22 protein-coding genes are annotated in these 26,165 nt (G+C 65.1%); 8 read left to right on the plus strand and 14 right to left on the minus strand.

Annotated features, from left to right (window positions below; translation table 11 throughout):
• Positions 1 to 2: 2 nt before the first annotated feature.
• On the plus strand, positions 3 to 947 hold the full coding sequence (locus BUS12_RS18060) for an endo alpha-1,4 polygalactosaminidase (protein ID WP_074297918.1): 945 nt from the start codon (positions 3 to 5) through the stop codon (positions 945 to 947).
• A gap of 87 nt (positions 948 to 1,034) precedes the next feature.
• On the opposite strand, the gene BUS12_RS18065 is transcribed toward BUS12_RS18060, so the two are convergent.
• From BUS12_RS18065 to BUS12_RS18080, 4 genes are all read right to left on the minus strand, one after another.
• Positions 1,035 to 1,991: a hydroxymethylglutaryl-CoA lyase gene (locus BUS12_RS18065; protein ID WP_074297920.1), complete on the minus strand. Its 957-nt coding sequence runs from the start codon at positions 1,989 to 1,991 to the stop codon at positions 1,035 to 1,037.
• Positions 1,992 to 2,017: 26 nt separating this feature from the next.
• Positions 2,018 to 3,208 carry a CaiB/BaiF CoA transferase family protein gene (locus BUS12_RS18070; RefSeq protein WP_074297922.1) on the minus strand — a complete coding sequence of 397 codons (1,191 nt, stop codon included), beginning with the start codon at positions 3,206 to 3,208 and terminating at the stop codon, positions 2,018 to 2,020.
• 164 nt (positions 3,209 to 3,372) lie between these two features.
• Positions 3,373 to 4,281, minus strand: a complete 909-nt coding sequence (locus BUS12_RS18075; protein ID WP_074297925.1) for a LysR family transcriptional regulator — start codon at positions 4,279 to 4,281, stop codon at positions 3,373 to 3,375.
• A 93-nt stretch (positions 4,282 to 4,374) separates the two neighbouring features.
• A complete protein-coding gene (locus BUS12_RS18080; RefSeq protein ID WP_074297927.1) occupies positions 4,375 to 5,022 on the minus strand; it encodes a LysE/ArgO family amino acid transporter in 648 nt (215 codons plus the stop codon).
• Between the two features lie 98 nt (positions 5,023 to 5,120).
• Here BUS12_RS18080 and BUS12_RS18085 point away from each other — a divergent pair, with 98 nt between their 5' ends.
• Positions 5,121 to 6,014: a LysR family transcriptional regulator ArgP gene (locus BUS12_RS18085; protein ID WP_074297929.1), complete on the plus strand. Its 894-nt coding sequence runs from the start codon at positions 5,121 to 5,123 to the stop codon at positions 6,012 to 6,014.
• A gap of 170 nt (positions 6,015 to 6,184) precedes the next feature.
• On the opposite strand, the gene BUS12_RS18090 is transcribed toward BUS12_RS18085, so the two are convergent.
• The 6 genes from BUS12_RS18090 to irlR form a co-directional block, all read right to left on the minus strand.
• The gene (locus tag BUS12_RS18090) at positions 6,185 to 8,953 is read right to left on the minus strand and encodes a helix-turn-helix domain-containing protein (RefSeq protein WP_074297931.1); all 2,769 of its coding nucleotides are present in this window, start codon (positions 8,951 to 8,953) and stop codon (positions 6,185 to 6,187) included.
• Positions 8,954 to 9,253: 300 nt separating this feature from the next.
• Positions 9,254 to 10,750, minus strand: a complete 1,497-nt coding sequence (locus BUS12_RS18095) for a SulP family inorganic anion transporter (protein WP_074301564.1) — start codon at positions 10,748 to 10,750, stop codon at positions 9,254 to 9,256.
• Positions 10,751 to 10,873: 123 nt separating this feature from the next.
• On the minus strand, positions 10,874 to 11,506 hold the full coding sequence (locus tag BUS12_RS18100) for a carbonic anhydrase (RefSeq protein ID WP_074297933.1): 633 nt from the start codon (positions 11,504 to 11,506) through the stop codon (positions 10,874 to 10,876).
• A gap of 74 nt (positions 11,507 to 11,580) precedes the next feature.
• Positions 11,581 to 11,907, minus strand: a complete 327-nt coding sequence (locus tag BUS12_RS18105) for a DUF4148 domain-containing protein (RefSeq protein WP_074297935.1) — start codon at positions 11,905 to 11,907, stop codon at positions 11,581 to 11,583.
• 51 nt (positions 11,908 to 11,958) lie between these two features.
• Entirely contained in the window at positions 11,959 to 13,410 is a 1,452-nt protein-coding gene (locus tag BUS12_RS18110; RefSeq protein WP_074297937.1) for a heavy metal sensor histidine kinase, read from the minus strand.
• Positions 13,410 to 14,090, minus strand: coding sequence for a heavy metal response regulator transcription factor IrlR (gene irlR, locus BUS12_RS18115; RefSeq protein WP_074297939.1), 681 nt, complete (start codon positions 14,088 to 14,090; stop codon positions 13,410 to 13,412). Before irlR ends, BUS12_RS18110 begins: the two co-directional genes overlap by 1 nt.
• A gap of 262 nt (positions 14,091 to 14,352) precedes the next feature.
• On the opposite strand from irlR, the gene BUS12_RS18120 reads away from it, so the two are divergent.
• Positions 14,353 to 14,613, plus strand: a complete 261-nt coding sequence (locus tag BUS12_RS18120; RefSeq protein WP_074297941.1) for a DUF4148 domain-containing protein — start codon at positions 14,353 to 14,355, stop codon at positions 14,611 to 14,613.
• A 76-nt stretch (positions 14,614 to 14,689) separates the two neighbouring features.
• On the opposite strand, the gene BUS12_RS18125 is transcribed toward BUS12_RS18120, so the two are convergent.
• Complete coding sequence (locus BUS12_RS18125) at positions 14,690 to 15,640, minus strand: LysR substrate-binding domain-containing protein (RefSeq protein ID WP_074297943.1); 951 nt, start codon at positions 15,638 to 15,640, stop codon at positions 14,690 to 14,692.
• Between the two features lie 127 nt (positions 15,641 to 15,767).
• Here BUS12_RS18125 and BUS12_RS18130 point away from each other — a divergent pair, with 127 nt between their 5' ends.
• Positions 15,768 to 16,940 carry a M20 aminoacylase family protein gene (locus tag BUS12_RS18130; RefSeq protein WP_074297945.1) on the plus strand — a complete coding sequence of 391 codons (1,173 nt, stop codon included), beginning with the start codon at positions 15,768 to 15,770 and terminating at the stop codon, positions 16,938 to 16,940.
• A 62-nt stretch (positions 16,941 to 17,002) separates the two neighbouring features.
• Positions 17,003 to 18,346 (plus strand): MFS transporter, encoded by a 1,344-nt coding sequence (locus tag BUS12_RS18135; RefSeq protein WP_074297947.1) that lies wholly within the window; start codon positions 17,003 to 17,005, stop codon positions 18,344 to 18,346.
• A gap of 3 nt (positions 18,347 to 18,349) precedes the next feature.
• On the opposite strand, the gene BUS12_RS18140 is transcribed toward BUS12_RS18135, so the two are convergent.
• Complete coding sequence (locus BUS12_RS18140) at positions 18,350 to 19,594, minus strand: MFS transporter (protein ID WP_074297950.1); 1,245 nt, start codon at positions 19,592 to 19,594, stop codon at positions 18,350 to 18,352.
• The gene (locus tag BUS12_RS18145) at positions 19,591 to 20,586 is read right to left on the minus strand and encodes a PRC-barrel domain-containing protein (RefSeq protein WP_074297952.1); all 996 of its coding nucleotides are present in this window, start codon (positions 20,584 to 20,586) and stop codon (positions 19,591 to 19,593) included. Before BUS12_RS18145 ends, BUS12_RS18140 begins: the two co-directional genes overlap by 4 nt.
• Positions 20,587 to 21,174: 588 nt before the next feature.
• Here BUS12_RS18145 and BUS12_RS18150 point away from each other — a divergent pair.
• Positions 21,175 to 22,563, plus strand: a complete 1,389-nt coding sequence (locus BUS12_RS18150) for an NCS2 family permease (protein ID WP_074297954.1) — start codon at positions 21,175 to 21,177, stop codon at positions 22,561 to 22,563.
• 157 nt (positions 22,564 to 22,720) lie between these two features.
• A complete protein-coding gene (locus BUS12_RS18155) occupies positions 22,721 to 23,455 on the plus strand; it encodes a DUF899 domain-containing protein (RefSeq protein ID WP_074297956.1) in 735 nt (244 codons plus the stop codon).
• 13 nt (positions 23,456 to 23,468) lie between these two features.
• Here BUS12_RS18155 and BUS12_RS18160 read toward each other — a convergent pair whose 3' ends face one another.
• Positions 23,469 to 24,533 (minus strand): glycosyltransferase family 4 protein, encoded by a 1,065-nt coding sequence (locus BUS12_RS18160; RefSeq protein WP_074297958.1) that lies wholly within the window; start codon positions 24,531 to 24,533, stop codon positions 23,469 to 23,471.
• A gap of 219 nt (positions 24,534 to 24,752) precedes the next feature.
• On the opposite strand from BUS12_RS18160, the gene BUS12_RS18165 reads away from it, so the two are divergent.
• A complete protein-coding gene (locus BUS12_RS18165) occupies positions 24,753 to 26,156 on the plus strand; it encodes a hypothetical protein (RefSeq protein WP_143788394.1) in 1,404 nt (467 codons plus the stop codon).
• The last annotated feature ends 9 nt before the right edge of the window (positions 26,157 to 26,165 follow it).

The raw sequence follows: 26,165 nt of genomic DNA on the forward strand, positions 1-26,165 counted from the left end.
AGATGCGGATGTTCATGGTGCGCACGTTGTGCCGTTTTGCTGCCTGGGTGGCCTGCTTCGGCACGGCTGCGGGCCTAACACCCGCGGCACAGGCCCAGACCCTCGCGCCGGTTGGTGCGGGCTGCAGCGCCGCGAATGCGGCTAACGGCGCCGCGCTGCCGTCGGTGGCGTTCTTTTATGGCGAACCGGTGCCCGTCGAACCGCTCTCGCGATTCGATGCGGTCGTGGTGGAGCCGGATAGCGGTTTCGATCCGGCGGCTCAGCCCGCGGGATGCACGGCGTGGTTTGCCTATGTCAGCGTCGGCGAAGTCACGCCGCAGCGGGCGTATTACGCGGCCATGCCGAAGGCCTGGCTGGCGGGTCATAACGCCGCGTGGGCCTCGAACGTGGTGGATCAGGATGCGCCCGGCTGGCCGGCGTTTTACGTGAAGCAGGTGATTGCGCCGCTATGGCGCAAAGGCTATCGCGGCTTCTTTCTCGACACGCTCGATTCGTATCAGTTGATAGCCAAAACCGACGAGGCCCGCCGGCGCCAGCAAGCGGGACTGGTGGCGGTGATCCGCGCGATCAAGGCGCGCTACCCGCGAGCGTTACTGATGTTCAACCGCGGCTTCGAGATCCTGCCGCAGGTGCACAATCTGGCGTACGCAGTGGCGTTCGAATCGCTCTACAGCGGCTGGGATCAGGCGAAGCAGCGCTATACGCAAGTGCCGCCGGCGGATCGCGACTGGCTGCTGGTGCAGGCCAAGGTCATCCGCGAACAATACCGCTTGCCGGTGATCTCGATCGACTACTGTGCACCCGGCGATGAGCAGTGCGCCCGCGACACGGCGCAGAAGATTTGCAAGGACGGGCTGGTGCCGTACGTGACGGACGGCGCGTTGCAGACGGTCGGGGTAGGGCGCGTGGGGATCTGCGAGGACACACCGGCGGCCACCCAGCCTTAAGGCGAACGAGAGGCAGCCGCGCGTGTTTGACGCCGGTACATTCGCCTGACGTGCGTACGCCGCGACCGCCTGGTTCGGGAAGGCGTCTCAATGTGCAGAAGCGGGCGGACGCTGCTCGCTCGCTTCGGGAGCGGGATGCAGATCGAGCCGCCGTCCGGCCTTGAGCAACTGGCTCGGGACATCGTGACCGATCAGTCCCGGCAAGTGTGCGGAGGCTTCCAGCGCCTGGGTCAAATCGACCCCCGTGTCGTAGCCGTTCAATTCCAGCATATGCACGAGCTCTTCCGTGCAGACGTTACCTGTCGCGCCCGGTGCGTAGGGACAGCCGCCGAGGCCGCCGAGCGAGGCGTCGAAGCGGTCGATACCCGCGTCCAGCGCGGCCATCGTATTGGCGAGCGCCATGCCGCGCGTGTTGTGAAAATGCAGGGTGGTTTCAAGCTGGGCGAACTGGGCGCGCGTGCGTTGCGCCAGTTGCCGCACCTGGTTCGGGTATGCCATGCCTGTCGTATCGCACAGCGTGACGCCGTGCACGCCGAGTTCGGCGAAACGCGCTACCCAGCCGAGTACGTCGTCCTCGGGCACATCACCCTCCATCGGGCAACCGAATGCGGTCGACAACGACACGTTGATCGCCACACGTGTCTTGCTGACCACCTCGATCACATCGCGCAGTTGTGCGAACGATTCTTCCCGGCCCATGCGCAGGTTGGCGCGGTTGTGGCTTTCGCTGACCGACATGACGAGGTTGACCTCGTCGACGTCGCACGAGAGCGCCCGTTCCGCGCCGCGGACATTGGGCACCAGCACGGTGTAGACGACGCCCGGCGCACGCACGATGCGATGCATCACCGCTTCGGCGTCGCGCAGCGCCGGAATCGCACGCGGCGAGGTGAACGAGGTCACTTCGATCTTGGCGAAGCCGCAGGCGCTTAAACGGTCGATCAGGGCGACCTTGTCGTCGGTTTCGATAAAGCGCGCTTCGTTCTGGAAGCCGTCGCGGGTGGCGACCTCCTGGATGTAGAGGCGAGGGCGGATGGCGCTCATGTGTGGCTCCGGAAGGATGGGGTGCGTCAGATGACGCCGCGTTCGCGCAGGGCCGCGCGTTGGGCGTCGTCGAGGCCGAGCGAGGCGAGCACCTCGTCGGTGTGTTGACCGAGCGTCGGCGCGCGGCTGCGCACCGTACCGGGCGTGGCATCGAGTTTGGGCAGCACGCCCGGCAGTTGCACCGGCGTGCCGTCGTCGAGCGTGCTGTCGAGGATCATCTCGCGGGCGCGGTAATGCGGGTCGGTGGCGATATCGGCGACGTCGTAGATCTTGCCGGCTGGAATCCGCGCTTCGTTCAGATGGTCCAGCACCTCCTCGAGCGAGTGCTGCGCGGTCCAGGCGCCGATGGCGGCGTCGAGCCGTTCGACGTTCGCCACGCGGCCGTCGTTTTGCGCGAGCGTCGGGTCGGCGGCGAGGTCGGGGCGTTCGATCACTTCCATCAGGCGCCGGAAGATGCTGTCGCCGTTGCCCGCGATCAGGGCGAACTTGCCGTCCCGGCAACGATACGCGTTGGAGGGCGCGATGCCCGGCAGACTGCTGCCGGCCGCTTGCCGGACCGCGCCGAACACCGAGTATTCGGGCAACAGGCTTTCCATCATATTGAAGACCGACTCGTAGAGCGCGACGTCGATCATCTGGCCTTGGCCGCCTTGCTGGTCGCGATGGCGCAGCGCGAGCAGAATGCCGATCACGCCATGCAGGGCCGCGAGCGAATCGCCGATCGACACGCCCACTCGTACGGGCGTGCGGCCCGGCTCGCCGCTCAGATGGCGCAACCCGCCCATGGCCTCGCCGATCACGCCGAAGCCGGGCAGGTCGCGATACGGGCCGGTCTGGCCGTAGCCCGACACGCGCAACATCACGAGCCTGGGATTCAGTTCATGCAGGGTGTCCCAGCCGAGGCCCCAGCCTTCGAGCGCGCCCGGGCGGAAGTTTTCGATCACGACATCCGCCTCGGCGGCGAGACGCCGCGCGATGTCCTGGCCTTCGGGGTCGCGCAGATCGAGCGTCACCGAGCGTTTGTTGCGCGACTGCGAGGCCCACCACACCGACGTGCCGTCGTGCAGCATGCGCCATTTGCGCAGCGGATCGCCCGTGCCGGGCGGTTCGACCTTGATGACGTCGGCGCCGAATTCGGCGAGCAGCCGGCTCGCGAACGGGCCGGCAATCAGTTGTCCGAGTTCGAGGACGCGGATTCCGTCGAGCGGGCGAGCCATGCTGTCGTCTCCATCCAGTGTGTTCCGTTGCACAGGATAGTGACGCCGCGCGGCGGACTTGGGAATGTCGGAATGTTCACGGACCCTTTCCCGGGGGGAAAGGGCGCGGGAGTGCGGGAGTGCAGGGGTTGACGGGGCGTCCGGGTGCTGCAGTCCGGCGACGCTCAGCCGGCCGCCGGCACGCCCGCCAGGAAGTCGAACAGCCTGGCCGCTTCGGGCGTAAGCGCTTCGGCGTCCTTCGCGCCGATCCATAGCGTGCGTTCGGCCCAGGCGTCCGTCAACTGCACGGCGCGCAGGCCGGCTGCGAGGATCTCCGGGCGCACCGCCGCCGCGGGCAGCATGCCGATGCCGAGGCCCGCTTCGATCATCCGGCAGATGCCGTCGAAGCTGCGCATCTGGATGCGCAGCCGCAGCGGGCGCTCGGCGGCGAGAGCGGCGTCCATCATGCGCAGCAGCAGCGAACTGCCGCTGTTCAGGGCGACGTAGTCGTATTCGAGCGTATCGGCGAAGGCGATCTGCGCGACGTCGGCGAGCGCATGGCCGGCGGGGACCAGCAGCACCAGCCGGTCGCGCCGGTAGAGGCGTTTGTCGACCAGCGGCGCGGGCACGTTGTCCGCGAAGATGCCTAGATCCGTGCGGCCCGCGCCGAGTGCTTCGATCACTTCGCCGCTCAGGCGTTCTTCGAGCGTGACCTTGACGCTGGGGTTGTCGGCAAGGAAGCGCTGCAGGTCGGTGGGGAGGAACTGCACGATGGCCGAGGTGTTGGCCCAGATCCGCACGTGGCCGCGCACGCCCACCGCGAAGTCGCTCATCTCGCTCGCCATCCGGTTGACCTGGTCGAGCACCTGCAGCGCGTGGGTGAGGAGGCCGTGTCCCGCCGGCGTGAGTTCGACGCCGCGCGGATGACGCACCAGCAGCGCGCAGTCGGTGGCCCGCTCGAGGTCGGCGATGCGTTTGCTGATCGCGGAGAGCGTCATGTGGCTGCGTTCGGCCGCACGGGTCAGGCTGCCGGTTTCGGCGACCGTCAGAAAGACGCGCAGGGAGTGCAGGTCGAAATGCGTCGGATTGACCATGAGGGCGGGGGCCTGGAGAAAGCGGGACGGGAGTCTGATTTTACGGCTTCCCGTCCGCCTTATGGCCCCGCCGGTGGTCCCTTGGGTTGTTTTCTAACGCAACTGCGTGACAGCGAGCAGCAAGACCATGCTGCCGATCGCGCCATCCAGCACGCGCCACGCGGTAGCGCGGCGAAACAGCGGGGCGAGCGCCCGGGCGCCGTAGCCGAGTCCGACGAACCACACGGCGCTGACCGCCATCGCGCCGAGCGCGAACGCCACCCGGCCGCCCAGCGCTTCACGGGCGCCGGCGGTGCCGATCAGCAGAAAGGTGTCCAGATACACATGCGGGTTGAGCCATGTGAAGGCGAGCGTCATCAGGACGATCGGCATGGCGCGCTGGGTGGACTGAGCGGCGGGCGCGGAATGCCCCGAAGCCGGATCAGCCGGGGCGTCGACCGCCAGCACCGCATGGCCGGGCCGCACCGCGCGGCGCAGCGCGTTGACGCCGAACCATGCGAGGTAGGCAAGCCCGACGTACAGCATGGCATGGACGAACACCGGATAACGCTCCACCAGCACCGAGGCGCCGCCCACGCCCGCGGCAATCAGGATGAAATCCGACACGGTGCAGAGCAGCACGATCTTGCCGATGTGCGAGCGCATGATGCCTTGCCGCAGCACGAAGGCGTTCTGGGCGCCGATGGTCACGATCAGCGACGCGCACAGCGCCGCTCCGTGGGAGAAAGCGAGCCAATCCATAAGAGATCCAGTAGACGGGTGAGGCGGAAAGGCGCTAGTCTGCGGCTTTGTTTAGAATAAGCGAAGCTAATTTACGTAATGCCGATTAAGGAACGCTAATGCTCGACTACGCCTTGCTGGATGCGCTCGCTGCCGTGGTGCGCCACGGCTCGTTCGACCGCGCGGCGAGCGCGCTGAATGTGACGCCGTCAGCGGTGTCGCAGCGCGTGAAGCTGCTAGAGGAGCGGGTGGGCAGCGTGCTCGTCAAACGTGGGCAGCCGTGTGTGGCGACCACCTCCGGTGCGCTGCTGTGCCGGCATACGGAGCGGGTGCAATTGCTCGAATCGGAGTTGACGGGGCGCTTGCCCGCCGTGCCGGGGGCGTGGGTCGAGTCGTGGCCGACCTTGCGGGTGGCGGTCAACGACGACAGCGTGGGCACGTGGTTTATCGATGCGGTCGCCGGTTTTTGCGTCGAGCGGGAGATGCTGCTCGATCTCGTGATCGACGATCAGGACCACACCGCCCAGCGGATTCGCGACGGCAGCGTGCAGGGCGCGGTGACCACGCAGGCCGAGCCGGTGCAAGGCTGCCGTTCGGTGCGGCTGGGACGGATGCGCTATCTGGCGGTGTGCGCGCCGGATTTCCATGAACGCTACTTTGCCGATGGCGTCACGCGCGAGACGTTGCAGCGCACGCCTTGCGTCGACTTCAATCCGAAGGATCAGTTGCAGAAGCGTTTCATGCGCCGGATTACCCGCGCGGAAATGGATCCGCCGTTGCACTGGATTCCGCATGTTGCCGGCTTTTTGCGGGCGTGCGTCACGGGGATGGGGTGGGGCCTGTGCCCGGAGCGGATGATCGCGCCGCATCTCGAGAGCGGCGAGTTGGTGGACATGGCGCCGGGTAAGCCGGTCGATGTGGATCTGTACTGGCAGAGCTGGCGTCTGTCGATTGGGTGGCTGGATGACTTCGGCAGCGTGTTGCGCAAGCGGGCGGCGGAGTTGCTGGATTGAGGAATGTTTTCAGTTTGCGCTTGACGGTTAGTCCAGCGCGATAGCTGGAGCGATCAGGCCGAAGGCTTGTGACGGCCTCCAGCCTGATCATCGGATTTGCTGGCGCCGGGGCGTCGGTGGCTGACTCGAGCGCTTCGCGCGAGCCGCCATCCATGCTACGGCTAGCGGGGTTAGTGTCCCGCGGGCGAACCCGGAGGAGGGGGCGTCTGCAGGGATCCGCGTCCGTTACCCGGCGATCCGGGCGGGTCTTGCTGGGGTGAACCGGGCAACGAATAGGGACTTAGATTCACGGTTCCGAATGTTTGCGAAGGCGAGCCCGGAGGAGGTGAGCCTGGAGGGGGCGTCTGCAAAGCTCCCGGGTTGCTGGCCGGCGATGCGGGTGGGTGTACCCCTGGCGAGCCAGGCGGGGTATAGGAAACCAGAGGTATCGCCTGAAATATGTAGGGAGGGGATTCAGGCGGCGGAGGTGCTGTGGAAGTGCCTGGCTGAGGAGACCCGCGCTGCTGGGTTTGCGCAGCACCTGGATGCGTATAGCCTCCCGTGGAAGTGCCGGGTTGCGGAGACCCGTGCTGCTGGGTTTGCGCAGCACCTGGATGCGTATAGCCTCCCGTGGAAGTGCCGGGTTGCGGAGACCCGTGCTGCTGGGTTTGCGCAGCACCTGGATGCGTATAGCCTCCCGTGGAAGTGCCTGGCTGGGGAGACCCGCGCTGCTGGGTTTGCGCCGCACCTGGATGCGTGTAGCCTCCCGTGGAAGTGCCGGGTTGCGGAGACCCAGGACGCTGGGCTGATCTCCTGCCTGCGTGGGTGGCAAGGATGCCTTCCTGCCGAGCGATATTGTCTACAGTCGATGCAGATATACCTAGGCGGCGGCCGATCTCTACATGCGACAAGTGTCCTTCCCGCAGTAGCTCGACAGCGCGCCGCCTTGTTTCTTCCGGTATATGAGAGTAGGAGAGGATGCCTTCCTCCCGAGCGATTGTGTTTACAGTCGTCTTAGATATACCTAGACGGCGTCCGACCTCACGTCGCGACAGGCCTTCCCGCAGTAGCTCGACAGCGCGCTGCCGTGTTTCCGGCGATATCGCAGGTGTTCCTCCGTGAAGCCCAACGTCGCCATGCGCCTGCCAGTTGCCGTGTTCGTCGAGCTTGACCGGATACTGGTACTTCGCCTGATTCTCCGGGACATAGACGCGCCACGTGCCATTGTCCTTGTCGTATTTGACCGGGTACATCTGCTCGCCTGACTTGATGTAGGCCTGGCCCGTTTCGTCCCTGAAGACACCGGAACTGTCCGGATCCGCGTGCAGGGAGCCCTGCGGTTTCCGGGCGTACGTTTCGGGTACACCGAACTGCGCGCCACCCGTGCCCGTTTTGTCGGGCGTTCTGAGTTTGCCCTTGAGGTCTTCGAGGCCTTCTGACAACGCCGGGAATGCCATGCCGGCTTTCGAGGCCGCGCCCGACACGCCTGCACCGAATATCCCGCTGACGATATCCACCGCTGTCCTCGCGTCCGCAGACAGGTGACTGCGCGGGACGAGCTGGTTGACGAACAGGTTCACCCCCGGAATCATGCCCAGCACGAGACGGCCAAATACCTCCTCCAGCTCCTGCTGCCACTCGGGCTTGGGCGGCGTGTGCTCCTGAAGGTATTGCTGTCTGATGGGGCCGTGCTGGGACGCGGCGTGATAGAGCTCGCTGGCGTTGGAGACGTCAATGAGCCTGTTCTGGTAGGCGCTCAACAAGCGCTCGCCGTAGTGGGCCAGGGGGAGCGGGTTTTCGTCGGCATCCAGAAACCCTTTGGGGACATCCGGAAGCGTGGGCTGGCGCTGCAGCGGATTGCCCGCGATGGTCTGGCGTGCCCACGCGGTTTTCTCCCCGGCCTCGCGAGCCCAGTCACCGAGCTTTGCCAGCAGTTCGGGATGCGCCTGCTGCAGCGCCCTGAACTCCTGTGCGTTGGCGGCGGACGTGAAGACCTTGTTGGCGAAGTAGGCCAGCCGGTTGAACGGCAGATTGGTGTTGGCATCGCCATTGTCCGTCATTCCCGCTGCGTCCTTGATCGCACCAAGGATGGTCTCGTCGGCCTGTTTCTGGGCGGCGCTCACCTGCGCGACGGCATGCCCGATCGCATGGCCGATCTGCTGCTGCAGTCCGTGCTTTAACGCCGCCGCGCCCCTGATCGCCGCCTCGCGCTCGCCGAAGGTCGTTGCTGCATCGAAGTCGTGGCGATAGCGCGCCAGTCCGCTCGCTATGGACTGCCCATTTTTATCCAGAAACGGGCTTTCATCAGGCGGATCGAAAAAGCGCTGTGCGCGCCAGTCCGGATCGCTCATGTATTTTCGATGCGTGCGATCGAGCGTGTGCATGAACGAGCCGAATTTGCGCACGACGTCATCGCGCTGTTCTTTCGTGGTGGCGGTTTCGTACCGGTTGAGGAAGGCGGCCTGTGCGCCACGGTAATAGTCCTGCTGCCGGGGCGGAAGATCGGCGATCTTGGCACTGACGCCTTCCTGGCGGGCTTCGAACTGCGCCGCGCCGGGCGGCATGCCGCGTTGCCGGAGCAATTGCAGGTGCTCCAGTTTCCGGACATTCGTGGCGTTGTTCGTCTGCGGTTCGTACTGGTTGAGCAACTGGGTCGTTTCGAGGTCGCTCGCGTCCGTTTGTCCGGTGTCATGTGTGTCGCTGGGCGGGGCAACCGTCGTGGTGCTGGAGCGACCGGCATCCGGATGGGCGGCGGAAGCACCAGCGGCGGCATCGGAAGCGTGCCCATCGCCGGCTAGCGACGCGGTTGAAAACGGGCGAAGGTACTCGTGCAGGGCTGTCTTGCCCTTGTCCGGCGGGTTGCGCGGTGGTGCCTGTACGGGTTGCGGCTTCGGGCCGGTTGCGACGTAAGGATCGGTCGATACGGCTGCATTGGGGTTGCTGGTTGAAGAGACAGTCATGATGTCTTCCTTGCGGGTGACAGCAATGGCGAAAGGCTCACGCCTGGCGAGGCGCCGCTGCGTCGCGCACTGGCCGGCGTGAACACGTCAGGGTGTGGTCTTCCAATGAATTTCCTGAGGCGTGCCCATGTCCAGTGACATAGGAATCCTGATGAAATGCCGGGGAGAAAAAACCACAGGAACACCCTGATCGCCAAAGTACCGCCAGCCGCGTTGCCCCATGTATTACCGGCATATACAGGGCAGATTATTTGGCGCAGGCCGGCCCGAACCGCAACCGGCCTGCGCAGTCCTCGTCGGCTAATGCGCAGGCCAATGCTTGAAATCGACCCGAATCCCGTTGGCCGTGGCCGCCGCGGTATAGCTGGCCACGACTTCCCGTACATCATGGTCGATATGGTCGGCATGCGTCGCATCGAAAATCAGGGTGGCGCCTGTCGGGATCTGGCCGAGATAGTCCTTCAGGCGGGGCATGCAGAAGAAAGTGGCGCTTTTGCGCACGGTCAGCAGATAGTGGTCGCCGTCGCGCGTCAAGGTCAGCACGCGGCCGATATTGCGTTTGACCACCAGCACGACGCTCACGCCGAAGCCGATCAGAATGCCGATCAGCAGATCGGTGGCGAGCACGCCGGCGACGGTCGCGATGAACGGCAGCCATTGCGAGCATCCCGCGCGTCCCATCGAGATGAACAGTTGCGGTTTCGCCAGCTTGTAGCCGGTATGGACCAGGATGGCGGCGAGGCACGCCAACGGGATCATGTTGATGATCTGCGTGAAAACCACGACGCTGACCACTAGCGCCAGCGCGTGCACCACGCACGACAGGCGGCTGCGGCCGCCGGCCTGCACGTTCGCCGCGCTGCGCACCACCACCGCCGTAATCGGCAGGGCGCCCACCAGTGCCGCCAGCATATTGCCGACGCCCTGCGCTTTCAGTTCGCGATCGGGCGGCACTTTCTGATGGGCGGGATCGATCTTTTCGAGGGCCTCGATACTCAGAAGCGTTTCGAGACTCGCGACAATCGCGAGCACCACGGCGACGCGCCAGACGGCCGGGTTGAAAATCTGCGTGAGATCCGGCGCGTCGAGCACGGCGCTGAGCATTCCGAACGAACCAATGGCCGGCAAGTCGACGCGTTGCGCCTGCGGCAGCGATCCATCCGGCGCGAATGCGCCCAGCAGCGCCGTTGCGCCGATGCCCATGGCCACGACGGCAAGCGGTGCAGGCACCGCCCGTACCCACGCAAACCGGCGCAGCGCCCGCGTGTCCCACACGAGCAGAATCGCGAACGAAGCCAGCGCCAGGCCCATCACCACCCAGGAAGGGGCGCCGTTCGACAGGCCGAGCGTGAGCGGCAACTGACTCACGATCAACAGGATGCCGATCGAGGCGAGCATGCCGTGAATCACCGGCGTCGGCACATAGCTCGCCAGCTTGCCGGCCCGTATCGCGCCGAGTCCAATCTGGATTGCGCCCGCGATCAGTAACGCACAGAGAAAAGCCGAGAAGCTGCCGAGCGTCGCCAGCGCCTGTGCGACGATCACCACCAGACCGGCAGCGGGCCCGCTCACGCTGAGGCGCGAGCCGCTCAGCAGGGCGACCACCAGGCCGGCGATGATGCCGGACAGAATCCCCGCAAAGGGTTCGACGCCCGATGCGGTCGCGATGCCGAGGCACAGAGGTAAGGCGATCAGAAAAACCGTGATGCCGGCCAGAACGTCGCCGCGCTGAAACGTGAATGCATGCGCGCGCCGTGGCGCTGGCTTGTCAGGTGAGAGGGAGGGGAGTCTCGTCATGGTGATCCGTTTCAGGTAGAGACGGCCGGCGCGGCAAGCGCCGGCGCGAAGGGCGTGGTCGATCGGGCGCAAGTCACGCAGGGAGCCCCGCTTGACGTTGCGGGCCGCGCTTCAGTACGCGCTTCAGGCCACGGCACAGAGCGCGTCGGCGCGCTGCGCGTCGTTGGACCAGACGGACGGTGTCACGGGTTCGAGGCGGCCGCGTCCCATCGAAAAGATCCAGCCGTGCAGTTGTATGGGTGTGGGGGCGTCGCGCACCAGCGGCATCTCCTGCAGGTGCCGAACCTGCGCGGCGACGCTGAGTTCGGCGAGGCGGTCCGTGCGGGCGTCGAGGTCCGCGAGGCCCGAGAGTTCCCACGCATGGGCGCGCGAGAGCGTGCGGATTTTTTCGATGCGGCGATTGACGCGCGGAATGCCAGCGACGGGCGGTCGCAAAGCCGCACCGACGCCGCCGCAACAATGATGGCCGCAGACGATGATGTGCTGCACCCGCAGCACGACGATCGCGTATTCGAGCACGCTGGCGAGATTCTCGTCCTCTGCCGCCACCAGGTTGGCGATGTTGCGATGAACGAAGATTTCGCCGGGCCGCGCACCGGTGATGTTTTCGACGGGCACGCGGCTGTCGGAACAGCCGATCCAGAGCACCTTGGGCTGTTGCGTTTGCGTGAGCCGATAGAAATAGTGGGTATCCTGACGAAAGATCTCTTCCGCCCAGGCGAGATTTTCGAGGAGCATGCGCTGCGGATAGGTCATGGTGTCGTTCCTTCGAATGTCGAGTGCCCGGAGCGCGCCGGGCGGGTGGTCGTATGTCCGCTCATCCGGCTGCGCTAGTCGGTCTTGCTCCAGTAGCGCTCCGCAATGGCGTAGCGGGTCCGATTGAGCTCGATGGTGGCGGGGCTCGGCGGATAGTCGGTTTTGGTGGCCGGTATCGTGCCCGCGCGGAGCGCTTCGATCAGTTCCTGGCGGACCTGCGCGCGGCTCTTGCCGATCGGCTGAGGTTGCCGGTCGGCCGGACTGGCTGCTTGCACCTGGACCGGCTGGGCGGTGGCCAGGTTGGCGCCGTCGGGCGAGGGGTAGGCTTGGCCACGGGACGCCATGGCGGCGGGCGCGGTGGCCGTGATGGCGAGCGCGGCAATGACGATGGCTGTTTTCATAAGTCCTCCGAAGTGATGGTGAGCCCGGAGAGGATTGCTTCCGGACAGTTCCTATTCTGCGGAGGGAGGTACGCGTGGACGGTGATGCGAAGATGATATTTTCGTCATCGACGCCGTGTTGCGCGGAAAGCGCAGCAGAAAGGTCGTACGCACGTGAGGCTCGCTTGCTACTGTGCAATTGCCGCCATGTTCTTCCATGATGGACTTCACGATGGCGAGACCCAGGCCGGTGCCCGACGCAGAATTATGACGCGCGGGGTCGACGCGATAGAAGCGGTCGAAGATGTGCTCCGTATGCGGGCTGGTGATGCCGGGTCCCGAATCGGTGACGGACACTTCGGCCCAGCCCATGATCTCGGCGCAGTGCAGCTCCACGGTGCTGCCGCGCGGCGCATGTGCGATGGCGTTGGACAGCAGGTTGCTCAAGGCTCGTTGTACCAGCAGCAGCTCGCCGTCGAAGCTGGCCTGGCCGGTGACGGAGAGATTGACGCCGGCCTCGTCCGTCATGATCTCGTAGTAGGCGGCCATCCGTTGCGCCTCGTGGCGGGCATCCACGCGTTGCAGCGCTAACTTGCGTTGAGCGCTGTCTGCGCGCGCCAGAAACAGCATGTTGTCGATCATGCGCGACAGGCGCTGGAGTTCTTCGACGCCCGATTCGATCACCGCACGATACTCGTCGGCCGGGCGTGGCTGCGAGAGCGCGACCTGGGCTTCGGCCAGCATGTTGGTGAGCGGCGTTCGCATGTCGTGGGCCAGGTCGGAGGAAAACTGGGCAAGGCGTGTGAACGATTCGTCGAGCCGGGCGAGCATGCGGTTGAACGCGTGACTCAGCTCCTTCAGTTCACCCGCCATTTCGGTCTCCGGCAGCGGATGCGCGAGGCGGCTGCTGGACACCTGCTCGGCTCGTGCGGTCAACCGGCTCAGTGGACGCAGGCCGAAGCGCGTCATCGACCAGGTGAGCACGGCGCCCACCAGCGTGCCGATGACGATGACAGACAGAATGTTGAGCGCGTAGGCTCGCAGCAAACTCCGGTCAGCGGTAGCGTCGTATTGCACGACCACCCGCACCATCGCAGAAGCCGGTCGCCCGACGGGAACCATGGCCACCAGAAACCGGATGGGCGAGCCCGGCGCCTCGAGACGGACCGGCGCGCGCGAGACGCTCGCCGACAACACGGCGGCATTCGGCCAGTAGCCATTGGTTCGGGCGAGCGGCGAGCCGTCCACGTCGAAGATCGCGACATCCATGCTCTGATGGCCGTGCAGGCGGTCGTACCAGGTCTCGCGGTTGGCGCCGATGTCGGCAATCGCCGGAATCTCCTGCAGTTCCAGTTGCAGGGCCGTCAGAATGGAGGTCATCTCGCGCGCCGAATTGGCTTCGAGCCTTGTCCTCAGCACTTGATAAAGCAGCAGGCCGCTCAAGACGAGCAGGAGGGACGTGGAGACGGCGAACAGGATGGTCAGGCGCGCCCGCAGCGTGCGTGGCAAAACGTGTCTCATCATCAGGCCGACGGCTCCCGCTCTTCCAGCACGTAGCCCATGCCGCGTACCGTGTGGATCAGTTTGGGCGTGTAGTTGTCGTCGACTTTGGCGCGTACCCGGCGGATGGCGGCGTCGACCACGTTGGTGTCGCTGTCGAAGTTCATGTCCCACAACTGCGAGGCGATGGTCGAGCGTGGCAGGATCTCGCCACGCCGGCGCATCAGCAGCCACAGCAAGGCGAATTCACGCGCGGTCAGGAGTATCGTGTCGCCCTGACGCGTGGCTTTGCGGCGCGTGAGATCGAGCGCCAGATTGGACACCTGCAGAGAGGTCGATTCGCGGCCTTGTCCGCGGCGCAGAATCGAACGCACTCGCGCCACCAGCTCCACGAATTCGAAGGGCTTGACGAGATAGTCGTCGCCACCCATTTCGAGGCCTCTCACCTTGTCGCCGACTTCGTCGCGCGCAGTGAGCAGCAGGACCGGCGTGGACCGCTCGCGGCGCACGTTCTTCAGAATCGCCCAGCCGTCCTGGCCGGGCAGCATGATATCGAGAATCAGCAGGTCGTAGTCTTCGGTCAGCGCGAGGTGCTGACCGGTGATGCCGTCTTTGACCCAGTCGACCACAAAACCTGCTTCATTCAAGCCTTTCTGCAGATACATGCCCGTTTTGGACTCGTCTTCGACAACCAGAATTCGCATGTCTTATTTCCTGGAGAGCGCGCTTCCCGGCATCGCAACAGGGCGCTGCCGTGGAATGAAAATGGAACGTTGTCCTCAATACATCTTATTTTTAATATAAGTCGCGATAGCGCTTCTTTCGAGAGGGGCGCTATCAGGTCGGACACAAGCGTGTCCCGTTTGTTCCCCGTGCCGAAATGAAGATGACGGAACCATCATGTTCCGATCATCCTGGCGTTTCAGCACGCGGTTAGGATAAAGACTCATTGATAGGAGATAGATCATGTGGACAACGAAATTATTGGCGGGACTGGTGATGACTGTCGCGTGCGTTCCGCTCGCACTGGCGGTGGATACGGTGCCGTTGAGCAAGCCGACACCAGGGCCGCACGAGTTTTACGCGCCGAAGTCGCAGGGTAAAACGCGTGCGCAGGTCATGCGGGAGCTGGAAGTGGCACGCGCCTCTGGTTGCATCGACGGGCCGGATAACCAGTATCCGCAGCCGTGTCCTGTTCCGGCGGGCGGGCAAGGTATGGTCGAGTGAGACTCGAGCGGGCGGCGGCGAAGGCGCGCAGCTAGCGCCGGGGGCCGCCGGGTTTCGCCGGAACTTGCCGGCCGGACTACAGCAGTAACTCAATAGAGTGAAACAACCTGCGTTGTTCGGGGTCTTTCGAACGCGCGCCTTCGTCGATGACTTCGCGCAGGCAATCGAGAAAACACGCGGCTGCGGGACTCGTCGGCGCGCCGCGCCGTGAGGTAATGCTGACGATGGTCTCATCCACCGTCTCTCTGAGCGGCAGGGCCCACAGATTCTCCTTCGCACTGCTGACTTCAACCAGCGGCCACGGAAAGATGCTCAGCATGTCCGTATGCGCCAGCAGACCCAGCACGATCGCCAGCGAATGCGCGAGGTGAATCGTGTGCGGCACCTTCATGCCGCGTTGCCGGAACAGATTGTCCGCAATCGATTCGCGGCTCGCCGGATCCCAGTTGAGCACCCACTCCGCATCCTCCAGTTCGAGCAAGGTCCGGCAGCCGGCCTTCGGATGATCGCGCCGCGCCACCACCGCCGAATGCGTGGAAAACAGCGGCACGTTATGAAACTCCGATTGTGGCGAAGCGGGCGGTGGCCGGCCGATCGAAAAGTCCAGGCTGCCGTCGCGCAAGCGCGGCTGGACGACCGCCAGCAACCCTTCGAAGAACTCCAGTTGCACTTCCGGCATGCGCCGACGAAAACGCTGTACGGTCTGCGGCAAAAACGTCAGCGCGATCCACGGCGTGACGCCGATCGACAGTTTCCCCGCCGCCGCGCCGCGCAGCGCTTCGATTTCCGCCTCGGCCCGTTGCAGTTGCCCGAGCACGAGCCGCGCATGGACGACGAGGGCGCGGCCGAACTCGGTAAACGCGACACCGCTCGCGCTGCGGATTACCAGCGGCGCCTGTAAGTCCGCCTCCAGTTCGCGCACGGCCTTGGTCACCGCGGCGGGCGAAAGCCCCATCGTGCGTGCTGCCGCCCGGATACTGCCGGTATCCGCGATTGCCGCCAATGTATTGAGTTGATGGAGTTTCATCGGATCTAAGCGAGCGGAGGGTGGCAACCCATGGTTGCCGTCGTGACGATTCTACGCCTGCCCGTCAAAAATCACGTTGGCTATGCTGGCCTCACGCATTCACCGATTCACTGAGGGAGACAGCAACGTGAACACCATGGCCATTCCGGCGGGCATCGCCGATCTCGAAGACGAAATGATCGCGCTGCGCCGCCGCATCCACGCCCACCCGGAACTGGCGTACGAAGAATTCGCCACGGCCGACCTGGTGGCCGAACGTCTGCAGGAATGGGGCTACACGGTGACGCGGGGGCTCGGGCAAACCGGCGTGGTCGGCCAGTTGAAAGTGGGCAGCGGCACGAAGCGCCTCGGGCTGCGCGCCGACATGGACGCCTTGCCGATCCACGAACAGACCGGCCTGCCGTATGCCAGCACGATCCCCGGCAAGATGCACGCGTGCGGTCACGACGGCCATACCGCCATGCTGCTCGCCGCCGCGAAGCACCTCGCTCAGGCGAAGTCGTTCGACGGCACGCTGAATCTGATTTTCCAGCCGGCCGAAGAAGGCCTGGCCGGCGCGAAGAAGATGCTCGACGACGGCCTCTTCGAGACGTTCCCGTGCGACGCGGTGTTCGCGATGCACAACATGCCTGGTTTTCCGACCGGCAAATTAGGCTTTTTGCCGGGCTCGTTCATGGCGTCGTCGGACACGGTGATCGTCAAGGTGACCGGACGCGGCGGCCATGGCGCGGTGCCGCACAAGGCGGTCGATCCGGTGGTGGTGTGTGCGCAGATCGTGCTCGCGCTGCAGACCATCGTCTCGCGCAACATCGCGCCGCTCGACATGGCGATCATCACCGTCGGCGCGATTCACGCCGGCGAAGCGCCGAACGTGATTCCCGAAAGTGCGGAAATGCGCCTGTCGGTGCGCGCGCTCAGGCCCGAGGTTCGCGAGTATCTGCAAACGCGCATCACCGAGGTTGTGGAGGCGCAGGCCGCGGTGTACGGCGCGCGTGCCGAGGTGGACTATCAGCGCCGCTATCCGGTACTCGTCAATGACGCCGCCATGACCGGCTTTGCGCAGCAGGTCGCGCTCGACTGGCTCGGCGAGGCGGGCCTGATTCCCAACATGCAACCGCTTACCGGCAGCGAGGACTTTGCCTTCCTGCTCGAACGTTGCGCGGGCAGCTATCTGATCATCGGCAATGGTGACGGCGAGGGTGGTTGCATGGTCCACAACCCCGGCTACGACTTCAACGACGATTGCCTCGCCACCGGTGCCGCCTATTGGGTGCGCCTGACGGAGTCGTTTCTCGCGTGACGGTGTGGTGAGGGTGGTGAGGCCGGCCACGCAGCAGCAGGACATCAGGGAGGAGACACACAATGGACTATTCCGCCGCACCGCATTCGCCATCCGTCGCGCAAGATCAGGCGCACGACGCACCCGCGTTATCCCGTGGGCGCCTGGGCCACGCGAAAGCGATCGCCGCGATCACGCTCGGCAACGGTCTCGAGTTTTTCGACTTCACGATCTACAGTTTTTTCGCCACGATCATCGGCAAGCTGTATTTCCCGGTCGAAGGCCAACTCGCGCAACTGATGCTGGCAGTGGGGACGTTCGGCGTGGGCTTTATCATGCGACCGGTCGGCGGCGTCGTACTCGGCGCTTATGCGGACCGTGCCGGCCGCAAGGCGGCGATGAGCCTCACGCTGTGGATGATGACGCTCGGCTCGGCGATCATCGCGTTTGCGCCCACCTACGCGGCCATCGGTGTGGCGGCGCCGTTGCTGGTGATTCTCGCGCGCCTGATTCAAGGCTTTGCGCTGGGCGGCGAGATCGGCGCCTCGACCTCGCTGCTGATGGAATACGGCAGCGACAGGACGCGCGGTTTCTACGGTAGCTGGCAGTTCGTGAGCCAAGGCTTGAATACCGTCTGCGGGTCGCTGCTCGGCGTCGCGCTGGCGGCCGGCCTGTCGACGCACGCGCTGGAAAGCTGGGGCTGGCGCGTGCCGTTCGTGATCGGCATGGCGATGGGTCCGATCGGCATTTATATTCGCAGCCATCTCGACGAAACCTTGCCCAGTGCCGTGCAGAGCAAGGACGCAGTGGATCGCGGGCAGCCGGTGCGCGAAATTTTTCGCGGCCACCTCGGCGTGATTGCAACGGGCGTCGTGACGACCATCGGCGGCACGGCGGCAAACTACATCGTGCTGTTCTATCTCTCCACGTACGCGATCCGCATCCTGCATCTGCCGATGTCGCTCGCACTGTGGGCCTCATGGACCGCGGCATTCGTCACCGTGATTCTCTCGCCGTTCGCCGGTGCGTTGTCCGACCGCGTGGGCCGCAAGCGTGTGCTGTGGATCTCGCGCGTCCTGCTGATTGCCGCCGTCTATCCGGCGTTCATGCTGATCAATGCCACGCCGACGGTTCCCGTGTTGCTGTCGGTCGTCGCGGTGCTTGCTGTGCTGGTGGCGTTCACGGCCGTGCCGAACATCGTCATGTTGCCGGAGATGTTTCCGCGCGAAATCCGTGCGACCGGCATGTCCATCGTGTACTGCCTGGGCGTGTCGATCTTCGGCGGTTTCGCGCAATTCTTCGCGACGTGGCTGATCCAGTTGTCGGGCAGCACGCTGGCGCCGGCGTGGTATCTGATCGGCTGCGGGCTGGTGTCGTTGTTGCCGCTGCCGTTCATGCGCGAAACGGCAGGGCAGCCAATTGACTAAAGGTTAGCGCGCTTCGGGCACCCCTTCCGCCTGCGGCGCGGTCTCGCTCTCGCGCGTCTCCGGCATCGCGGCCCATACCAGCAGCACAGCGAGCGCCCCCGCCGCCGCGAGACCGAAGAAGCTGACCGTATTGCTGAAGCGATCCGCGATGAAGCCCGCCGCCGCCGTACTCAGCGTTGCGCCGATGCCGGCCGCGAGACCGAACAGACCGATACACAGGTTGTAGCGCCCCTTGCCGCCGGCCACATCCGCGGCGATCAGCGGCAGCATGACCCCGAACACCGCGGCGCTCAACCCGTCGAGCATCTGCACCGGCACCAGCAGATAGGGACTGCTGATCCCGGCGAACAGCAGCGCGCGCAGCGGCAACGCGGCAAAGCCGAACAGCAGGATCGGCCTGCGGCCCCAGCGTTGCGCGGAGCGTCCCACCCACGGCGACATCATCGCGACAATCGCTTGCGGCACGATGATGCAGGCCGCGATCACGAGCTGCACGTTATCGCCCATGCCCGCCGTCACTTCACCGGCGGCGAGGTTGAGCATCGCGGCGTTCGACAAGTGGAACAGCACGATGCAGGCCGCGAAGATCAGCATGCGTTTGTCGCGCAGCAACTCGCGCAGGCTTTCGCGCTTTTCGTCGGCGTCCGGCGCGGGCCTGGCTTGCGGCAGCGGGTCGACCGTGCCGGTGTCCTGCACCATGCTCAGCGCCACCAGCGCGGGCATGGCGAGCGCCGCGGTCAGCCAGAACACCGCGCGCGACGAGAAGTACTCGCCGAACAACCCCATCAGCCCGGCCGCCACCGCGCTGCCGATCGAGGCCCAGCGCGCGTTGCGGCCGAGCCGGTCGCCGAGATTCTGGCGTCCCACCAGCGCGAACGAGATCGCCGCCATGGCCGGCACCAGCATGCAACTGGCAAAGCCGTGAAAGACCTCGGCGGCGATCACCGGCAACACCGTCGGGCTGCTGGCGAGCAGCACCGCGGAGAGGATGATCGCGAAGATTGCCCAGGCGGCGGCGCCTTTCTTGTTGCGCATGGCGTCGACGGCGGCGCCGGCGGGCACCTGGCTCACCATGGCGCTGATCGTGCCGACGGACAGCGCCATGCCGATCTCCCCCTGGGTCCACTTGTGCGACGCCAGGTAGGACGCGATGAACGGCCCGAAGCCGGTCTGCACGTTGGCGACGAAGAAGTTCATCCAGTCGAGCGCGCGCAGGCTGCGTGCATTAACCATAAGCCGGCCTGTCATCGGGACGCCCGTGCGGTCGAAGCCGCCGCTGTAGACGACGATGGCGCGGCGGGGGCGGGCGCAGGGGCGGGCGCAGGGGGCGGCGCCGGCGAGACGGCGCGGATCGGCTGGCCGGCGTCGTATGCCGGCGAAGCGGCGATTGCCGCATCGCTGAGATCCATCAGCGGATAGAGCGCCTTGTCTTTGGTGCCGAAGTGCAGCGCGGACCAGTTCGCCGCAATCGTGCGGCGGTCGGCGCTGACCATGCCGCTGACATCGAGCACCACGGCTTGCGGCTGCGCATTGCCGTCGATCAGTACGTCGACCACGCGGCCCACTTTGCCGCCGTTGGGCCGCTCGACGGTGGCGTCGAGCAGCGGCAAGCGCGTGGCGGTGGCGACACCGGCCGCCGCCGCGGCCGCCTTCGAACGGTCGGCGGGCGGCGCCTGGCCCGGCGCCAGGTTGAGCGTGATGGTGGCGGCCTTCGCGTTCGGCGTGAAGCGGAACACGTTCCACGGGAAGTTGACCTTGCGGTCGCCGACGCCGAGGAAGCCCTGCAGGTTGACGACCATTTCGATCGGCTTGCCGCTCGCGTCGGTCACGAGATCGACGGCGCGCCCCACGACCTTGCCGTCGGGCTTCTGCACTTCGCTGTCGAGCAGCCCATGCGCCTGGTTGCGGTCGATCAGCCGCGTCACGATCAGCGGCGCAGGCGCGGGCGGTGGCGTGGGCGCGGCCACCGGCGGCGCAGGCGGCTCCTCGGGCTTGCGGGGCGGAGCAACGGGGCGTTTGGGTTTGGGCGGCGCTTCGGGTTTGGCCGCTTCCGTCTGCACGGTCGTCTCGGGCGGCCCGGCGACGAGCGTGGAGCCGTCCGGCGAGACCAGTACCGGCACGGCCTCGGTGATCGGCGCCTGCTGCGGTCCGCGCAGCAGGCTGCAACCCGACAGGGCCATGGCCGCAAGGACGAGAAGGATCGGATAACGGAAAGCTGGACGTGGAAAACCGCCACTCATCAAGAAGGACTCCATGGGCGAGAGCGGGAGGCGGCGCATGGCCTGCCATCCCGCCGCTGCAGCAATTGAAACGGCGTATGCGTCAGAGTTTAACCCGCGGCGCGCTGCGTTCCGGCGCGGCCAGGCATGAAAACCGCAGACCGGGTTCGCGTGCGCGGCATGCGCCTCTGCACGCCGCACGCCTGGATGAACAACAGGCATGCGACAGCCGCGTGACAGACCGTAGGTGTAAACACGCGGGCCGAACCCGTATGCCACCGTGGCTTAAACGATATAAGCATCGAGACATGACCGGCATGCCATTCATGCGATGGGAGACATATTTGTATTGGCCTACATTTCGGGACAGCAAATGACGAACGGTGCTAACGCGGGTTGTCCCCACAGGTTTTAACCCGACACGTAGGTGCCCGATTGTAAGGGATGTCGGGAATCTTCGGACGATAGCGGGCCGGCCTGAAACACAGACTGTCCGCCGGGACGAACGTTCAAACCTTGCCCTACCACACTACATAAACGCAACGAGACGAACCTGATGACAGCCGGTGCCCCGGCTGTTTCAGCATGCTGATAAAGGAGGCACTCATCATGATGGAACCCCACGCCCAGCCGATTTCCGACGTTGAAGTCGGCGTCGACACTTTCGACTCCAAGGGCTTTCTCGACCGCTACTTTGAGATCTCCTCGCGCGGCAGTTCGCAGCGCCAGGAAATCATTGCCGGCGTCACCACCTTTCTGGCGATGGTCTATTCGGTGTTCGTCGTGCCGGGCATGTTCGGCAAGGCGGGCTTCGACACCAGCGCGGTTTTCGTCGCCGTGTGCCTGACCACTGCCTTCGGCTCGCTGCTGATGGGCATCTGGGCCAGGCTGCCGATCGCAATCGGCTGCGCGATTTCGCTGACCGCCTTCACCGCCTTTGGCCTCGTGCTGGGCAAGGGCCTGCATCCGACGGTGGCGCTTGGCGCCGTGTTCCTGATGGGGATCGTCTTCACCGGCATTTCGGTGACGGGCGTGCGCTCGTGGATCCTGCGCAATCTGCCCTCGGGTGTGGCGCACGGCACGGGGATCGGCATTGGCCTGTTCCTGCTGCTGATCGCGGCCAACGACGTGGGCCTCGTGGTCAAGAACCCGGGTGCCGGCCTGCCGGTTTCGCTCGGCAATATCACGGCGCTGCCGGCGCTGATGTCGGTGGTGGGGCTGGCGGCGATCTTCGGGCTGGTGCGCCGTCGCGTGCCGGGTTCGATCCTGATCGTGATCGTCGCGATTTCGGCGCTCGGCCTGCTGATCGATCCGGCCGTGACCTATCACGGGGTGTTCGCGCTGCCGTCGCTGAGCGCGCCCGGTCATGCGTCGCTGATCGGCGCCATGGACATCAAGGGTGCCTTGTCGCTGGCGGTGCTGCCTAGCGTGCTGGCGCTGGTGATGACGGCCGTGTTCGACGCGACCGGCACGATCCGCGCGGTGGCAGGGCAGGCCGGTCAACTCGATGCCAACGGCCGCATCATCAACGGCGGCCGTGCGCTGACGGCGGATTCGCTGAGCTCGATTTTCTCGGGCTTCCTCGGCGGCGCGCCGGCGGCGGCGTACATCGAATCGACCGTCGGCGTGGCGGCCGGTGCAAAGACGGGCATGGCGGCGGCCGTGGTCGGTCTGCTGTTCCTCGTGGTGATGTTCTTCTCGCCGCTCGCCGGTCTGGTGCCTTCGTATGCGACGGCGCCGGCGCTGATGTACGTCGGCCTGCTGATGCTCTCGAGCGTGAGCAAGCTGGATATGAACGACATGGTCGACGCGATGTCGGGCCTGGTCTGCGCGGTGTTCATCGTGCTGACCGCCAACATCGTGACGGGCATCATGCTGGGCTTCAGCACGCTGGTGATCGGCCGCGTCGTGAGCGGCGAGTATCGCAAGCTGAACGTCGGGACCGTGGCGATCGCCATTGTGCTGGCCGCGTTTTATCTCGGCGGCTGGGCGATCTGATTGGGATTGTTTCTCCAACCTTGACGCGGCGTGTCGCAGTTTCTTTATCTGCGATGCGCCGCGTATTTTTTTGCGTCGTCAGGCTTAAACTCATGATTCAGCGTTCAGCGACACGCCCGAACGCCACTTCACCTGACCACAGAGGAAGGAGACGCAGATGGAACCGCATAGCACTGTCTCACGAGAAGAATGGCTGGCGGCGCGCCGTGCGCTGCTGGCGGAAGAAAAGGCCTTCACGCATGCGCGCGACGCACTCAACCGCAAGCGTCTGGCGCTGCCGTGGGTCAAGGTCGACAAGACCTACACGTTCGATACGCCGCAAGGCCGCAAGACGCTCGCCGAGCTGTTTGACGGACGCAGCCAGTTGATCGTCTATCACTTCATGCTGGGCCCGGAGTGGAAGGAGGGCTGTCCCGGCTGCTCGTTCCTGTCGGACAGTGTCGATGGCCTGCTGCCGCACCTCGAGCATCACGACGTCTCCTACATGGCCGTTTCGCGTGCGCCGCTCACGAAGATCGAGGCGTTCAAAAAGCGCATGGGTTGGCGCTTTCGCTGGGTGTCGTCGCATGACAGCGATTTCAACTTCGACTACCACGTGTCGTTTACGCCGGAGGAGGTCGCGAGCGGCACGGGCTTCTACAACTTCGAAATGCAGGAAATCTTCGGCGATGAGGCGCCCGGCCACAGTGTGTTTTACAAGGACGAGGCCGGCGATATTTTCCATACCTATTCGAGCTATGCGCGTGGTGGCGAGCCGTTTATCGGCACTTACACGCACCTGGATATCGCCCCGAAAGGCCGCAACGAAGTCCGGAACCTCGGCGAATGGGTGAAGCATCACGACCGCTACGAGGACGCGCCGAAAGCGTGTCCGTCGTGCGCGGGCAAGTGAGCCGTTAGCCGCCTCAGGCGGCGAACGCAACCTTGCGCGAAATGGCCAGATACTGCTCGGCGGCGTCGCCCAGCGTGAGACCAGCCAGTTGCCGCACGGTGCGCGGTTGCCGCAATGCGGTGAGAAGCGCCTTCGCGTAGGCGTCGGTGTCGTTCGTATCGATCAGTTGTACGCAGGGAAAATTGCGTGCGTACGCAAACCCCGAGATGGTGTTGGCGACCACCGGAATGCCGGTTGCCAACGCTTCGAGCAGGGCGATGCTGTGCGCTTCGGACAGCGACGGCATGGCGTACACCGTCGCTTCGGCTAGCAACTGCGAAATGTTGGAGCGCGGACCGTCTACCGTCACGCGTTGCTCGAGTCCGAGTTGCCGCACCAGATCCTGCACCGCCGCGAAGTAGGATGGAACTTCGAGCACGCCGACCAGCTTTAGCCGCAAATCGGGCACTGCGTGGCAGATCTGGGCGAAGGCGCGTACCGTCTGCAGGTGGCTCTTGATCGGATTGTAGCGGCCGACCTGCAGGATCTGCGGCGGCCTGCCGCTGTCTTCGGTGCCGGTTGGGTAGAAATAGCGCGAGGTATCGACGCCGTTCGGAATCACCTGCATCATCCGATGCCGCCCGATTGCCTCGATGTATTCCCTGACGTTGTTTTCGGATACGCCGATCACAGCGCGCGCGCGTCGGGACAGCATTCGCTCGATGCCGCGCACCTTCGCATGGACGAAGTCGTTCGTCGCCGAGTGCATCACGTAGATGACGGGCACGCCGAGCGGCAACACGCGGGCGTAAAACGCGGGGATCGTCGAGTGGGCGAGCAGCACATCGGGCTTGAAGCGGCGCACGACGCTATGCAGCCACCAGAGCCTGCCGAGCCGTCCGTAAGACCGCTCCGGAAACATGCAGGTCACCTCGCGCGCTTCCAGATCGCCATGCAGGGCCACGAAGTCGGCGTGCTGCGGCAACAGCGAAGCCATTGCCACCGTTTCGCCACACGATTTCTGATGGATGGCGAGATCCTTGGCCAGCACTTCCGCGCCCGAGAGCCTGGGCGCCAGGACCAGATGAAGAATACGCATTCGCTTCTCCTTGCATATGTAACGAGACGGTAGCGCGGCTACTTATGCCAGGGCCGCCATCTCCTAGCCGAATTCGGCCCTATGCGGCACCGCGACAACGTTTTTCGTTACCTTGACCGCATGACGCCGGCGAGGCGTTGGATCGGCGTGCGCTGCATTCAGGCAGACGCGGCCACCGGCGCCGGTTTGAACGTTGCCGTGAAGAAGAAAGGGGATTGCATGCGCAACCGTTTCCTGATTGTGTGGGTCTGGCTGTTCCTATGCCCACTCTCGGTCGACTACAAGGGCGACGAAGCCGGCAGCCATCTGGCGCAGATCCTGCTCGCCGCGCCGGCGATCGCGGCCGGCTTCGCGCTGATCCTGACCGGCCCGCGGATAACGGGCCACTCACGGCTTCGCAAGCTGGTCGGCGCGGGGCTGTGCCTGACGCTGGCCGGCAGCGCCATTACGCAACTCTTCCAGCAAAACGAAATCGGCAATTACCTGCGTGTGCTGCTGCCGTTCGCGCTGTTCTACCTCGGCTACGTGGTCGCCTGCCACGCGTGGGACGCGAAACGCATCGCCCAGTTCGAGCGCATCCTGTTCTACGCCATGTCGGTCTCGCTGGTGTTCAGCTTCGTCAACGGCATGATGGAAAGCGCCAATCTCGCGGAAGTGCGCTTTCGCATTGTGTCGCCGACGCTGCTTGCCCTGCAGGCGATGCTGATGCACGAGTTCGTGATTTCGCGGCGCTTCGGCAAAATCGCGCTGCTGGTCTTCGCGGGCACCGTGCTGGTGGAATTGTTCAGCGTCACGCGCAGTCTGGCGATCGGCACCGTGTTGTTGTTTATCTATGCGACCTGGCTGGGCGCGTCGTCGACCTGGCGTCTGTTCACCTCGGCCATGCGCGCGACGGTGGTGGCCGCGATTATCGCGGCCACCGCGATCGGCGCGGCGTCGCTGGTTCCAGAGGTCGCCGCACACTGGACGCAACGCGTCTACGCCGCGAAGACGTCGGAGACCGGCATGGACCCGACGACGGTCACACGCCTCGCTGAAATGCGCGACCAGTACGATCAGGTCACGGCCTCACCTGGCTCGCTGCTGGTCGGCATGGGCTATGGGCATTGGTATCGCTACTCGCCCACCTATCTCTGGGCGCTGGCCGGCCAGATGACCGCAGCCGATTTCTACGCGATTCGCGACTGGGGTGCGGGGCATAACTTCTGGGTCTACCAGTTGTATAGCGGCGGCCTGTTGTTCGGCCTCGGCTTGCCCGCGGCGATCCTGTATGCGGCGTTTCGCGGCAGCATGGCGTATCGGCGTTGGCGGCGCGTCGCGCCCGACATGCCGTTCCTGCCGGTGATGGGCCGCGCGCTGATGATGGTCATGAGCCTGCTGGCGATGTCGATTGGCGGCAATCCGCTGGGACCGCGCTTTTCCGGCCTGGTGTTCGGTTTCGGGCTGGGACTGCTGGTGGCCTGCTATGCCCGTCTGTCGCAGGCGGCGCCGGCCCGCCGGCGGGCGCGCTACGCTGGCGTGGCGCCGGCCGCGCACGTGGTCGAGGTGGGGAGGGCGGCGGATTTGCCGTCGCCGTTCGGGCGTCGTCCGGATCCGCGGCTCACGGATGGGCGGTTTAGTTGAGCCGCGCGA

It is taken from the genome of Paraburkholderia phenazinium (assembly GCF_900142845.1).
GTDB lineage: Bacteria > Pseudomonadota > Gammaproteobacteria > Burkholderiales > Burkholderiaceae > Paraburkholderia > Paraburkholderia phenazinium_A.